The organism is Prescottella equi, from assembly GCF_020171745.1.
Lineage (GTDB): Bacteria > Actinomycetota > Actinomycetes > Mycobacteriales > Mycobacteriaceae > Prescottella > Prescottella equi_A.
Genome location: NZ_JAIVAH010000018.1, coordinates 188,436 through 201,305, shown reverse-complemented (window position 1 = coordinate 201,305; position 12,870 = coordinate 188,436). Strand labels below are relative to the sequence as shown.

13 protein-coding genes are annotated in these 12,870 nt (G+C 68.4%); 8 read left to right on the top strand and 5 right to left on the bottom strand.

The window, feature by feature from the left end:
- Window positions 1–41: 41 nt before the first annotated feature.
- The 3 genes from LCL87_RS15765 to recR all read left to right on the top strand — a co-directional run bounded on the left by LCL87_RS15765 (window position 42) and on the right by recR (window position 1,466).
- Window positions 42–476 (top strand): SRPBCC family protein, encoded by a 435-nt coding sequence (locus LCL87_RS15765; protein WP_225021215.1) that lies wholly within the window; start codon window positions 42–44, stop codon window positions 474–476.
- A gap of 72 nt (window positions 477–548) precedes the next feature.
- Window positions 549–848 carry a YbaB/EbfC family nucleoid-associated protein gene (locus LCL87_RS15760; RefSeq protein ID WP_219910028.1) on the top strand — a complete coding sequence of 100 codons (300 nt, stop codon included), beginning with the start codon at window positions 549–551 and terminating at the stop codon, window positions 846–848.
- Window positions 849–857: 9 nt separating this feature from the next.
- Window positions 858–1,466 (top strand): recombination mediator RecR, encoded by a 609-nt coding sequence (recR, locus tag LCL87_RS15755; RefSeq protein WP_225021213.1) that lies wholly within the window; start codon window positions 858–860, stop codon window positions 1,464–1,466.
- Here recR and LCL87_RS15750 read toward each other — a convergent pair whose 3' ends face one another.
- Window positions 1,467–2,402, bottom strand: coding sequence for a LysR family transcriptional regulator (locus LCL87_RS15750; RefSeq protein WP_225021211.1), 936 nt, complete (start codon window positions 2,400–2,402; stop codon window positions 1,467–1,469).
- Between the two features lie 155 nt (window positions 2,403–2,557).
- On the opposite strand from LCL87_RS15750, the gene LCL87_RS15745 reads away from it, so the two are divergent.
- The gene (locus tag LCL87_RS15745) at window positions 2,558–3,880 is read left to right on the top strand and encodes an NAD(P)/FAD-dependent oxidoreductase (protein WP_225021580.1); all 1,323 of its coding nucleotides are present in this window, start codon (window positions 2,558–2,560) and stop codon (window positions 3,878–3,880) included.
- 66 nt (window positions 3,881–3,946) lie between these two features.
- Here the strand turns inward: LCL87_RS15745 and LCL87_RS15740 are convergent, their stop codons facing one another.
- Both LCL87_RS15740 and LCL87_RS15735 read right to left on the bottom strand, forming a co-directional pair.
- The gene (locus LCL87_RS15740) at window positions 3,947–5,491 is read right to left on the bottom strand and encodes an acyl-CoA synthetase (protein ID WP_225021209.1); all 1,545 of its coding nucleotides are present in this window, start codon (window positions 5,489–5,491) and stop codon (window positions 3,947–3,949) included.
- A gap of 114 nt (window positions 5,492–5,605) precedes the next feature.
- The gene (locus LCL87_RS15735) at window positions 5,606–6,520 is read right to left on the bottom strand and encodes a DMT family transporter (protein ID WP_225021207.1); all 915 of its coding nucleotides are present in this window, start codon (window positions 6,518–6,520) and stop codon (window positions 5,606–5,608) included.
- A 74-nt stretch (window positions 6,521–6,594) separates the two neighbouring features.
- Here LCL87_RS15735 and LCL87_RS15730 point away from each other — a divergent pair, with 74 nt between their 5' ends.
- Complete coding sequence (locus LCL87_RS15730) at window positions 6,595–7,512, top strand: LysR family transcriptional regulator (protein ID WP_225021205.1); 918 nt, start codon at window positions 6,595–6,597, stop codon at window positions 7,510–7,512.
- Here LCL87_RS15730 and LCL87_RS15725 read toward each other — a convergent pair.
- Window positions 7,491–8,462, bottom strand: a complete 972-nt coding sequence (locus LCL87_RS15725; RefSeq protein ID WP_225021203.1) for an oxygenase MpaB family protein — start codon at window positions 8,460–8,462, stop codon at window positions 7,491–7,493. The two genes, LCL87_RS15730 and LCL87_RS15725, sit on opposite strands and share 22 nt — an antisense overlap.
- On the bottom strand, window positions 8,432–9,967 hold the full coding sequence (locus LCL87_RS15720; protein ID WP_225021201.1) for an aldehyde dehydrogenase family protein: 1,536 nt from the start codon (window positions 9,965–9,967) through the stop codon (window positions 8,432–8,434). The genes LCL87_RS15725 and LCL87_RS15720 overlap by 31 nt, the downstream gene beginning before the upstream one ends.
- A 174-nt stretch (window positions 9,968–10,141) precedes the next feature.
- Here LCL87_RS15720 and LCL87_RS15715 point away from each other — a divergent pair, with 174 nt between their 5' ends.
- The 3 genes from LCL87_RS15715 to LCL87_RS15705 are packed head-to-tail and all read left to right on the top strand — an operon-like array spanning window position 10,142 to window position 12,853.
- Complete coding sequence (locus tag LCL87_RS15715; protein WP_225021199.1) at window positions 10,142–11,284, top strand: acyl-CoA dehydrogenase family protein; 1,143 nt, start codon at window positions 10,142–10,144, stop codon at window positions 11,282–11,284.
- A gap of 8 nt (window positions 11,285–11,292) precedes the next feature.
- On the top strand, window positions 11,293–11,973 hold the full coding sequence (locus LCL87_RS15710; protein ID WP_225021197.1) for a GntR family transcriptional regulator: 681 nt from the start codon (window positions 11,293–11,295) through the stop codon (window positions 11,971–11,973).
- A 37-nt stretch (window positions 11,974–12,010) separates the two neighbouring features.
- Window positions 12,011–12,853 carry an oxygenase MpaB family protein gene (locus LCL87_RS15705; RefSeq protein WP_225021195.1) on the top strand — a complete coding sequence of 281 codons (843 nt, stop codon included), beginning with the start codon at window positions 12,011–12,013 and terminating at the stop codon, window positions 12,851–12,853.
- The last annotated feature ends 17 nt before the right edge of the window (window positions 12,854–12,870 follow it).

The following is a 12,870-nucleotide window of genomic DNA, read 5'->3' as shown; positions in this document are numbered from 1 at the left end:
GCAGGCAGGATGGAGGAAACCCCGAGCAAGGAGACGTATCAGTGGCACAGGTCAGCGCCAGCAGTTCCATCACTCTCACCGCGACGCCCGAGCAGGCGCTCGGCGCCCTCACGGATTATGAGACGATGCGCCCGCGGATCCTGCCCCAGCAGTACCGCGACTATCAGGTTCTCGAGGGTGGCCAGGGTGACGGGACCGTCGCGCAGTGGACGCTGCAGGCCACGGAGAAGCGGTCGCGCAACGTCAAGGCGTCTGTCACGGTCGCCGGCAACACCATCACCGAGCGGGATGCGAACTCGTCGCTCGTCACGACGTGGACCGTCGAGCCGTCCGGCGCAGGCTCCACCGTCACCACGTCCACCGAGTGGAAGGGTGCGGGCGGCATCGGCGGCTTCTTCGAGCGCACCTTCGCACCGCTGGGTCTGCGCCGCATCCAGGAGGCAACACTCGCGAATCTGCAGCGCGAGCTGGCCTAGCGCCGACGGACTACGCTGGCGAACCGACCCGACGAAAGGACCAGTCCAGTGCAACCAGGTGGACAGCCCGACATGCAGCAGCTCCTCGCGCAGGCGCAGCAGATGCAGCAGCAGCTGATGGCGGCGCAGGCCGAGATGGCGCAGGCCGAGGTGACCGGCCAGGCGGGTGGCGGTCTGGTGACCGCGACGGTCAAGGGCACCGGTGAGGTCGTCGGACTCACGATCGATCCCAAGGTCGTCGACCCCGAGGACATCGAGACGCTGCAGGACCTCGTGATCGGTGCGATCGCCGACGCGTCGAACAAGGCGCAGGACATCGCTGCGAGCAAGCTCGGTCCGCTCGCCGGCGGCCTGCCCGGACTCCCCTTCTAGAGGCGCGCCTTGTACGAAGGTCCCGTCCAGGACTTGATCGACGAGCTGGGCAAGCTGCCCGGCATCGGGCCCAAGAGCGCCCAGCGCATCGCGTTCCACCTGCTGTCGGTCGAGCCGCCGGAGATCGACCGGCTCCAGGCGGTGCTGCAGAAGGTGCGCGACGGCGTCCAGTTCTGCATCGTGTGCGGCACGGTCTCCGAGGAGGAGAAGTGTCGTATCTGCGGTGACCCGCGTCGGGACCGGACGATGATCTGCGTCGTCGAGGAGCCCAAGGATGTCCAGGCGATCGAGCGCACGCGCGAGTTCAAGGGGCGCTACCACGTGCTCGGTGGCGCGCTCGACCCGCTCAGCGGCATCGGTCCGGACCAGTTGCGGATCCGGGAGTTGTTGACGCGCATCGGAAACCAGGAGGACGGTGTCGACGTCGCCGAGGTGATCATCGCGACCGACCCCAATACCGAGGGTGAGGCGACCGCGACCTACCTGGTGCGGATGCTGCGGGATTTCCCGGGGTTGACGGTGTCGCGGCTGGCGTCGGGTCTGCCGATGGGCGGCGACCTCGAGTTCGCCGATGAGCTCACCCTCGGCCGTGCGCTGTCGGGACGACGGACGCTGTAGCTACCGCTCTTCCGGTGTGCCCCTGATCTGCTGCGGCGGACTCAGGGGCACACTGCTTTCCCCGGCCATCGTCTGACGCAGCGACTGCACGAGGCTGGTGAGGCCGGGTGAGGAGACCGCGCCGCTGCGGACGATGCCGCTGACCGGCACCCGCAGGCGGTTGTTCCGCTCGCGCATGACGCACAGGCCGGTCCGCGGCGCCTCGGAAACCGTGCTCGCGTACAGCACGGTCCACGCGCGGGGGTTGGTGATGACGTCGAGGATCGCGGTGTGGTCCCGCGCGAGGGGCGGGCCGAACTGGACGCGCCTGCCGACGTCGATGAAGGCGTTCTCGACCACCGTGTGGATCAGGACCTGGCTGTGCCGGGGTGGGAGCAACAGGGGATAGGGCGCGAGTTCGCTGAGTTCGACGGTGGAGAACGCCGACACCGGATGATGGTTGGACGTCGCGATCATCAGGTCCTCGACGCCCAGTTCGACGGTCTCGAGCCCGGGCCGGTCCACCTCGCCGCGGATCAGCGCGATGTCGGCGTCGCCCGCCGAGACCGCTTCGATGCGATCGGTGAAGTTCTTGATCACGAATTCGATATCGAGGTCGGGGTGCTTCTCGCGGACGTGCGCGATCGCGGCGAGGCTCTGCGGTGCGAAGCTCATGCTGGCGGTGATTCGGATGCGGTTGCGTGGTTCCTTCGCGACCGCGAACGCCTTCGTCTCGAGGCTCAGGACCTCCTGCGCGATGGGCACGAGCCGGGACCCGGCTGGGCTCAGTTTCACCACCCGGGTGGATCGTTCGAACAGCGGCGCGCCGAGTTCCTGTTCGAGCTTGGTGATCTGGTGGCTGATGGCAGACTGCGAAATGAAGCAGCGTTCCGCCGCCCGGCTGAAGCTCAGTTCCTCGCTCACGGCGAGGAAGTAACGCAGCTGACGGAAGTCCATGACGCCATACTACTTATGAGCGATCGAGATAACTGTTTTCCGAATATCCCTGATTACTGGCGCAAGTGTCGTTAGCGCTCCTACGGTGTCTCTCATACATCTCGACCAGGTCTCTCGAATATTTCGAGAAGGAGGCAACCGTGAGCGAAGCAGTAATCGATCGGACCGAAGTTGTGATCGTCGGTTCCGGATTCGGTGCCCTCGCCACGGCGAAGAAGCTGGCCAAGGCCGGCAAGCCGTTCGTTCTCATCTCGGAGACCACCGAGCATCTCTTCCAGCCGCTGCTGTACCAGGTGGCGACCGGCGTCCTCGCGGCCGGTGAGATCGCCCCCTCGGTCCGCGCGATCCTCGCGAAGTACCCCAACGCCGACGTCCGCCTCGGCCGCGTCGTCGACGTGCACCCCGAGGAGAAGGAACTCGTCTACGAGGCCGCCGGCGAGCGCCACACCCTCGGCTACAACTCGCTCGTCGCGGCCACCGGCGCCCGGCAGAGCTACTTCGGACGCGACGAGTTCGCCAAGGTCACCTACGCGCTCAAGACGGTCGACGACGCCGAGCGGCTGCGTGCCCAGATCGTCCGCTGCTTCGAGGAAGCGCACACCACCACCGACCTCGAGCGGCGCAAGAACCTGCTGAGCTTCATCGTCATCGGTGCCGGCGCCACGGGCGTCGAGCTGGCCGGCCAGATCAAGGAGCTCGCGGGCCGCTACTTCGAGCAGTCGATCCGCGGCGTCACCGCGGACGACGTCACCGTCACCCTCGTCGAGGGCGCGGGCGTCGCGATGCCGGCGTACGGCGGCAAGCTCAGCGAGTACACCAAGGAGTCGCTCGAGAAGTCGGGTGTCGAGGTCGTCCTGAACACGCTCGTCACCGACATCGACGAGCACGGCGCCACCCTCAAGGCCCACGGCAGCGAGACCGGTGTGCGCCGTACCGCCGAGACCATCATCTGGTCGGCCGGCGTGCAGGCCAACGACTTCGCGGCGGCGCTCGCCGAGCGCACCGGTTGCGAGACCGACCGCGCCGGACGCCTGCTCGTCAACCCCGACCTCACCGTCGGCGGCCGTGCCGACATCTTCGCGGTCGGTGACATGACGTCGCTGAACAACCTGCCCGGCCAGTCGCCCGTCGCGATGCAGGGCGGACGCCACGTCGCGGCCACCATCCTCGGAAAGACCAAGCGCGGCACGCCGTTCAAGTTCCGCGACAAGGGTTCGATGGCGATCATCAACCGCTTCCGCGCGGTCACCAAGGTCAAGAGCATCGAGCTCACCGGCTTCATCGCGTGGGTGCTGTGGCTCGCCGTCCACATGGTGTACCTGGTCGGCTTCCGCAACCGCTACGTCGCGGTGATGTCGTGGTTCGGATCGTTCCTCGGCCACCGTCGCCCGCACTTCCACTACGCGCAGGAGATCGGGCCGATCGAGGCGCCCGACGCGCACGTCGTCGACGACGAACCCGCGAAGGTCGCCGCCTAGCTTCACCGAAAACGGGCGGTTACTGCGCCATCGGCCGAGTGCCGAGCGCAGTAACCGCCCGTTCGGCTATACGAGAGCGCGCAGTGCCGCGTCGCGCAGGTCGTGCTTCTTGACCTTGCCGGTGGCCAGGCGCGGCAGGTGGTCGCAGAAGTCGATCGTCTTCGGCACCTTGTACTTGGCGAGATGTTCGCGGACGTACGCACGCAGCGCCTCCGCGGTGGCGTCGTCGGCGGGTACTCCGGGATCGAGTTCGACGACGGCGTGCACGTACTCGCCCATCTCGGGGTCGGGGAGACCGAACACCGCGACGTCGGCGACGTCCGGGTGCGCCGCCAGGCACGACTCGATCTCGGCCGGATAGATGTTGACGCCACCGGAGATGATCATGAACGACTTGCGGTCGGTGAGGAACAGGTATCCGTCCTGGTCGACGTAGCCGACGTCGCCGACGGTGGACAGCCTCGGGTTGCTCGGGTGCCGGGAGTCGGCGGTCTTGTCGGCGTCGTTGTGGTACTCGAACGGCACGACATCGCGCTCGAAGTAGATGGCGCCGATCTCGCCGGCGGGCAGCGGCTGCCCCTCCTCGTCGCACACGACGGGAGTGCCGAGCACCGGGCGGCCCACGGATCCGGGGCGCTCGAGCCACTCGTCGGCGGTCAGGAACGTCATTCCCATTCCCTCTGTGCCCGAGTACAACTCGCTGACGATCGGGCCCAGCCAGTCGATGGTCGCCTGCTTGACGGCCGGCGGGCACGGCGCGGCGGAGTGCAGGAAGTCCTGCAGCGACGACACGTCGAACGACGCGCGTTCGGCGTCGGGCAGCTTGAGCAGGCGGACCATCATGGTCGGCACGACCTGCGTGTGCGTGACCGAGTGCTTCTCGATCGTCGCGAGGAACTCGCGGGCGTCGAAGCGCTCCATCAGCACCACGGTGGCCCCGACCGCGTGCGCGCCGGCAGACCACTGCAGTGCCGCGGAGTGGTACATCGGAGCGGGGACCAGGTACGTCGACTGATCGGTCATCTTCAGCAGCGTCTGCGCGAAGTGGCCGACGTTCATGCCGCGCGGGTCGTCGATCGTGATGCCGGTGAGGGGACGTCGAATGCCCTTGGGGCGTCCGGTGGTTCCCGACGAGTACAGCATCATGTCGCCGCGGGGCTGCTCGGCGAGCGGCACCGGGTCGAACTCGGCCATCGACTCCTCGTACGACTCGAAACCGTCGACGGCACCGTCCATCATGAACAGGTGGGGGCGGTTCTCGAGTTCGTCCACGATCGCGGTCGCGAGGTCTGCGAGCCGGTGCGTGGTGACGAGGAGCTGCGCCTGGCAGTCGGTGACGATGTATGCGGCCTCGTCGGCTGTGAGATGCCAGTTGACCGCCGTGATGTACAGACCGGAGCGCACGGCTGCCCAGTACACCTCCAGGAATCGGGGATGGTTCTCCGCGAGGATCGCCACGTGGTCGCCTTTGCGGAGCCCGAGCGCGAACCACTGCTGCGCCAACCGGTTCGAGCGATCCTCGAGTTCGCGATAGGTGACCACCTCACCGGTAGGGGCGAAGACGACTGCGGGTCGATCGGGAGCTGTCGCGGCGTGGAATCCGGGGTACATCTCGAGAAGCCTCCTGGGTGTCCGGGTCGTTGGCAGGGGTGCGCGGTGACACTCGACGCGTGTCCGGTGTCACAGCGTGGACGGGGCGCCGCGTGAATGGAACGAGAATCTCGTTCAGCGGGACCGGTGCGGCCGGGACGCGACGAACCACGCGGTCGCGACAACGGTTGCGCAGCCGACGAGTTGCAGGGCCGTCGGCCGTTCGCCGAGCAGGACCATCGCGGCCGCGATCGCGAGCACCGGCTGCAGGAGCAGCAGCGTGGCGCCGACCTCGGGTGCGAGACGGGGGAGCGAACGGCCGAGCAGCATCCAGCCGATGACCTGTGCCGACACGGCCAGCGCCGCGAGCCAGCCGAACGCGGCCCATCCCGGCGTCACGTCGACGGCGCCCCATACCGAACCGAGGGCGGAGCCGACGACGCCCGCGGCCGCAGTGGAGATCAGCACCTGGGTGCCCGCGGTGGCCGCGGATCCGCGACCTCCGACGACGAAGATGTACCCCGCGTACGCGACTCCCGACAACAGGGCCAGGAACGTTCCCCACAGCAGGTCCGGGCTGGTCGAAGCGTCGTCCACGACCCCGGCGGTGAGTGCGATCCCGGCGAACAGCACCGGGATGGTAGCGACGAATCGGGCGGGAATCCTGGTGCCCAGGAACACGAACGACAGCAGCGGCACCACCACCACCTGGACGTTGACGAGCACCGTGGAGATGCCCGCGCCGACGAGCATGATGGCCTGCGACCACAGCGCGAAGTCGACGCCGAGCAGGGCGCCGGCGACGGTGAACCGCATCGCGTCCCCACTGCTCGTCCGGTTGCCGCGACGGTGCTCCATCCACGCGAGCACGGCCAACGGCGGCAGCGCGAGCGCGCAGCGGAAGAACACCGACGTCGCGGGGGAGACGTCGGCGAGGCGGATGAACACCGCGGTCAGGGAGATGCAGGCGGCACCCGCGACGGCGAGCGCGCGGGGGTCGGCGGCGCGGCCGGGCGCTACGGGCGCGCTGCGAACTTGGGCGATCTGCACACCGTCAATTGTTGGGTCTACCTGGGCAAACAACAACTAAGAAGTATTTCTCGAGATTCGGTAGTGTTGCTTCCGTGTTGAACCTCGACCGAGTGCGTGCGCTGTGCGCGGTGGCCCAGTCCGGGTCCGTCGCGGCGGCCGCGCGGGTCCTACACGTGACACCGTCGGGGGTGTCGCAGCAGTTGGCCAAGCTGGAGCGTGAGGTCGGGGTGGCTCTGCTCGAACCGGCGGGGCGTGGCGTGCGCCTGACGCCGGCAGGGGAACTGCTGGCTCGCCGGGGCGGCGAACTACTGGCCCGCGCGTCCGGTGTGGAGGCGGAGATCGCCGCGATGCGCAGCGAGGTGGTGGGCCCCCTGCGGTTCGGCGCGTTCGTGACCGCGTCACGGCTGGTGCTCCCGGCGGCGGTCCGGGCACTGCTGTCCCGGTATCCGCTGCACGTGACGGTGACCGAGGCCGAGACCGAGGTGACCCTCGAGTCCGTCGTCCGGGGCCGCATCGACGTCGGCGTCGTCGACAGCTGGGAGTCGGCGCCGGTCGAGGTTCCGGCGCATCTGGAGTCGCGACTGATCCACCGCGATACCGCCGATCTCGCGCTGTCGGTCGATCATCCGTCCGCGCGGGACGCCGAGGTGCGGTTGTCGAGCCTCGCGGACATGCCTTGGGTGGCTTGGGGATCCGGCACCGCGTACCACGAGTGGCTGGTGCTGACCTTGCGTCGGCAGGGATTCGAGCCGCGGGTCGACTTCGAGGCATCCGACGTCTCGACCCACCTCGCGTTCGCGGCGGCGGGACTCGCCGCGGCGCTGGTGCCCCGGCTGGCGATGGATCGGATGCCGGACGGGGTGGCGCTGGTGGCGACCGAGCCGCGCCTGCACCGCGACATCTACGCGGTGTGGCGGACCGACAATGCCGGCCCCGCCGTGCGCGCGGGAATCGATGCGGTGCAGGACGCGTTCGGCCGCAGGAGGACTCAGTTCACTCGTTGCGAGTGATCGTGCTCGACTCCCAGGTCCCGAGGGCAGTAGCCCACCGGGTAACCGGGATAGGTGCGATTGTGCGGGTCGGTGGCCCCGGCCGACGCCCGGCGCTTGGGCAGCAGGCGCACCACCGTGGATCGCGCACGCAGGCCGGCCTCGGCCGCCGTGCGCACGCGCGGTGACCCCTTCGGGAACCCGAACGCGACCGCCATGCGATCGTCGATCAGCGCGTACACGGCCGCGGCGACTGGCCTGGCCAGGAACGTCGGGTACCACGACTGGAACAGTCCCAGCGTGTAGCTGCCGATCCGGTGGTTGTCGTCGCTGTAGACGAACTTCTCCCGCTCGTAGTCCATCTTGAAGCGCTGGAAGTCCTGGTACGAATCGGGGATGTCCTTGATCCCCATGCGAATTCCCACTTGACGGTAGAAGTGGAACGACGCCAGCCGCTCGTGCGGGTGCAGTCTGCGCCAGCCGTAGCGGTCGATCCAGTCGATCGGGTCGTACACGAACGTCGACAGCACGTACAGCATGTCGTCGTTCGAGATCGTGTAGCGGCCGTGCATCCGGTTGATGTTGCGCAGGGACTCCCGACCGCGGGGCGAGTCGTAGCCGTGCTCGACGAGTTCGCTCATGAGGAGCGCGGTGTCGTCGTAGCGCTTCTGCGGTCTCTTCTCGAACTCGCCTGTGCGGGCGAGCAGTTCGGATATCGTCGGCACGCAGTAGGTGCGGAACAGGGCGAACTCGAGCGATCGCTGGTAGTCCCACGGGAACTCGTATCCCGAGGTGATGCGGAGGATGTCCTGGTGCTGGGTCACGGGATCGAGGCCCTCGATGACCTTCACCCACCCCCGCCGCCCCGACCGCGGCTGCGGATCGCGGTCGGGGGCGGGGAAGACGCCCGCGCGGCGTCCGTTGGTCAGGGTCATCGCCGTCACCGCCCGTGCCGGGCCTTGAGCATCCATGCGGAGATCTTCATGTCCCGCGCGGACCGCTCGAGCGTCAGCAGATTCAGTGGCGCCGAGAACTTCTGGACGGTGACGGCCTTGGGGCGGCTGAACTCGCGCAGACCGTCGGCGCCGTGGATGCGGCCGAACCCGGACTCGCCGATGCCGCCGAACGGCAAGGACGGGATCCCGGCGAAACCGAGCACCGAGTTCACCGAGACCATGCCGGTGCGCAGGCGGTCCGCGATGTCCCTGCCGCGGCTGCGGTTCGACGTGAAGACCGACGCGCCGAGGCCGTAGGACGTGGCATTCGCGCGTTCGATGCCCTCCTCGATGTCGCGCACCCGGTTGACCACGACGGTCGGTCCGAATGTCTCCTCGCACACCGCGGACGACGATTCCGGCACGTCGGTGAGGATCACCGGATCGACGAAACGCTCGTGGACCGAGTCGATTCCGCCGGTCACTGCCCGGGCGCCCTTGTTCAGCGCGTCGGCGATGTGATTGCGCACGACGTCGACCTGGCGCGGCAGCGTCATCGGGCCGTAGGTGTCGGCGTCCGAGCCGCCCGGCCGGACGCGCTCGACCGCGGCGGTGAACTTGTCGAGGAACTGGCGGTACACCGGTTCGGCGACGTAGATGCGTTCGACGCCGGCGCACGTCTGGCCGGCGTTGCCGAACGCGCCGAACGCGGCGAACTCGACCGCCTTGTCGAGGTCGGCGTCCTCGGCGACCAGCATCGCGTCCTTGCCGCCGCACTCCGCGACCAGCGGGGTGAGGGTTTCGGCGCACACCGCCATGACCTTGCGAGCCGTGGGGCCGGATCCGGTGAAGGCGATCTTGTCGACGCCGGCACGGCACAGGTCCGCGCCCGTCGCGCCGAGCCCCGTGATCACCTGCAGCACGGGCTGGGTGGGCGCGAGCGAGTTCCACTTGGCCTCGAGCCACTTACCGACGCCCGGGGTGAGTTCACTGGGCTTGAAGACGATCGCGTTGCCGGCGGCGAGTGCGTATGAGATCGAACCCATCGGGGTGTAGACGGGGTAGTTCCACGGCCCGATGACGCCGACGACCCCCATCGGCTTGTAGCCGAGCGTGGCCGACTGGTTGGCGCTCACGAGGCCGGACGGCACGCGGCGCGGCTTGAGGACCTTCTTCGCGTTGCGGGCGGCCCAGTCGAGGTGCTCGACGGCGAGCATCACCTCGAGCAGCGCGTCGTCGTGCGGCTTTCCGGTCTCGGCCGAGATCACCCGCGCCAGGCCGTCGCCGTCCGAGGCGATGGCCTTCTTGAACTCGAGCAGCCAGTCGCGGCGGCCACGGAAACCCTGGGCGTCCCACCAGCGTGCCGCGCCACGTGCGCGCTCGACGGCGGCGCGCACGTCGGTTGCGGTCGCGACCGGGTACTCGGCCAGGGTCTCGCCGGTGCGGGGGTCGAGGCTCGCGAAGGTCGTGGGCGCGTCCTCTCGGGTGGGGGCGGTGGGTAATCCGGGTGCCGCGTCGCTCGAAGACAGTTCTCGGGTCATGTCGGGCTTCCTCCGTGCCGGGGATCGCATCACATATATGTGATGTGATTTACTGTGTTGACGCTCACACTATTAGTCCCGGCAGATGTGGACAACCCCACACGCGGCATCCGCACCGGATCCGGGCGTTCGAGCCCCGCTTCACTCGACTCTTCGCAGGCAGGAGCACATCAGATGGCGATCGACTTCACGCCCGAACAGCAGGACTTCGCGCAGGCCGTGGCCGCGTTCTGCCGCAAGGAGTGCGGAACCCGCGAGCAGCGGGACGCGCTCACCGCCCGCGGCGAGCATCACCACAATCAGGACCTCTACTCGAAGATGGCCGACCTGGGCTGGCTGGGGATCACGGTGCCCGAGGAGTACGGCGGCTCGGCCGGCGCCGCCGTCGACATGTGCATCCTGCTCGAGCAGGCCGCCCGCGGCATGGCACCGATCGGGGGCATCGGACCCACCCTCATCACCGGGGCCGCCTACGCGAAGTTCGGCACGGCCGCACAGAAGGAGGCCGTGCTCGGCGGGATCGTCCGCGGTGCGTCCGAGTCGATCTCGATGTCGGAGCCCGAGGCCGGCTCCGACGTGGGCAACCTCAGCTGCAAGGCCGAGAAGGTGTCCGACGGCTGGCTGATCAACGGGCAGAAGACGTGGTGTTCCAGCGCGCATTTCGCCGAGAACATTCTGCTGGTGGCCCGCACCGATCGCAGTGGCTCCAAGCACGAGGGTCTGACGATGTTCCATCTGCCGACCGGCACGCCGGGACTGAAGATCAGCGGCATCGCCACGATGGGCGGCAAGGAGGTCAACGACCTCTACCTCACGGACGTGCTGCTCCCCGACGACGCGGTGGTCGGCGAGGTGGGTCAGGGCTGGACGCAGCTGATGACGGGCCTCAACATCGAACGGCTGATCCTCGGCGCCATGATGCTCGGCACGGCGCAGCGGGCGTTCGACGACACGCTCGAGTTCGTCACGCAGCGAAAGCAGTTCGGTCGTCCGGTGGGAACCTTCCAGGCGCTGCGTCATCGCATCGCCGATCTGGCGACCGAGATCGAGTGCACCCGGCTGCTGGTGTACAGCACCGCTCGACTGGTCGACGAGAATCCGACCAAGATGTTCCCGCGTGAGGCGTCCATGGTGAAGCTCAAGGCCACCGAGACCGCGAAGAAGGTGGCGCTCGAGGGCATGCAGATGATGGGCGGCTACGGCTACGCCACCGAGTTCGACATGGAGGGCCACGTCCGCAAGACGCTCGTTTCGTCGATCTACGGTGGTACCAACGAGATCCAGCGCGACATCATCGGCAAGACGTACGGGCTGTAGGAGGCGACATGGCTGCGCCGGCTCGGCCCACGCGCCCGCTTCGCCGGACCCAACTCTCCGACGACGTGGCGGCACACCTGCGCGGTGCCGTCATGTCGGGCCGGCTGCGGCCGGGCGCCTTCGTCCGCCTCGACGAGACCGCGGCTGAACTCGGGGTCAGCGTGACGCCGGTGCGCGAGGCGCTGCTGACCCTCCGGGGGGAGGGGATGGTCGAATCCGTCCCCAACCGCGGATACGTCGTCTCGCCGTTGGATCGGGAGGATGTGTACGACATCTTCTGGCTACAGGGCCGGATCACGGTGGAACTCGCGGTCCGTGCCTCCGGCTCCGCGGACGCCGACGATCTGGCGCGGCTCACCGACCTCAACACGGTGCTCCGTGAGGCGGTCGACGCGGCCGACGCGGAGCGGATTGCCGAGGCCGAGTACGAGTTCCATCGGGAGCTGTGCCGCATCGCCGGCGGCCCCAAGCTCGCCTGGTTCCTGGCCAGCGCGGCCCGGTACACGCCGTATCAGCTGTACGCGGCGGACCCGGCGTGGGGCGCACTCGCCGTGCGCACCCACGCCGATCTGATCTCGGCGATCGGGGCACGTGATCGCGCCGCCGTCGTGCGGCACACTCGGATCCAGTTCGACGACGCGGCCGACCGGCTCGTCGCGCACCTCGAGCGGAGCGGAATCTGGGAATGACCGACAACCGTCCATCACCCGACGAAAGTGACGAACGATGACGATCGATGCCACCACTCGACCGAGCCGCGACCTCCCGGCGTCGGTGGACGCGTCCGCCGGATCGCTGGATCTCGCCGACTTCGTGGGCGAGTCCATGCTGCTGATCGGCGCCGGAGCCACCGTCCTGCTGCAGTTGGCGCTGCCGGGCGTCGGCCGGGGCGTCGCCGAGCACAGCACGACGCTCGAGCGTCCGCTGGACCGGCTGCGGACCACCATGACGTACGTGTACGCCGTGACCCTCGGCACGCCCGAGGAGAAGCAGGCGGTGGTGCGTCTGGTCAACAAGGCGCACGTCCCGGTACGGTCCGAGCGATACAACGCGTTCGATCCGGGGCTGCAGTTGTGGGTCGCGGCGACGTTGTACCGCAACGGTTCCGACATGTACCGGCGGTTCTTCGGGGAGGTCACGGACGCCGACGCGGAGCGGCTGTACCGGCAGTCCGCGGTGTACGGGACGGCGCTGCAGGTCAAGGACGACATGTGGCCGGCCACCCGCGCCGAGTTCGACGCGTACTGGGACCGGATGATCGACTCCGCCGAGGTCGACGACCAGGTGCGCGCGTACGTGCGCGGTCTGCTCTCCGGTGGCACGGCACCGATTCCGGTGCGGATGATCATGCCGCTGCAGCGCTTCTTCACGATCGGTCTGCTGCCGCCCCGAGTCCGAGACCAGTTCGCGCTTCCCTGGAGTCCCCGCGATCAGCGCCGCTTCGACCGGCTCATGTCGGTCCTGCCCGTCGTCTACCGGCGGGTGCCGCGGCCGATCCGGCAGGTGACGGCCACGTTCTACCTGCGGGACATGCGCCGACGGCTCGCGGCGCACCGGCACCTGATCTGAGCATCGATGTCGCGCTC

Coding starts and splice junctions, on each gene's coding strand:
- LCL87_RS15740 (WP_225021209.1), bottom strand. CDS start 5,491: ATGTACCCCGGATTCCACGCCGCGACAGCTCCCGATCGACCCGCAGTC.
- LCL87_RS15705 (WP_225021195.1), top strand. CDS start 12,011: ATGACGATCGATGCCACCACTCGACCGAGCCGCGACCTCCCGGCGTCG.
- LCL87_RS15725 (WP_225021203.1), bottom strand. CDS start 8,462: ATGGATGCTCAAGGCCCGGCACGGGCGGTGACGGCGATGACCCTGACC.
- LCL87_RS15760 (WP_219910028.1), top strand. CDS start 549: ATGCAGCAGCTCCTCGCGCAGGCGCAGCAGATGCAGCAGCAGCTGATG.
- LCL87_RS15720 (WP_225021201.1), bottom strand. CDS start 9,967: ATGACCCGAGAACTGTCTTCGAGCGACGCGGCACCCGGATTACCCACC.
- LCL87_RS15710 (WP_225021197.1), top strand. CDS start 11,293: ATGGCTGCGCCGGCTCGGCCCACGCGCCCGCTTCGCCGGACCCAACTC.
- LCL87_RS15715 (WP_225021199.1), top strand. CDS start 10,142: ATGGCGATCGACTTCACGCCCGAACAGCAGGACTTCGCGCAGGCCGTG.
- LCL87_RS15750 (WP_225021211.1), bottom strand. CDS start 2,402: ATGGACTTCCGTCAGCTGCGTTACTTCCTCGCCGTGAGCGAGGAACTG.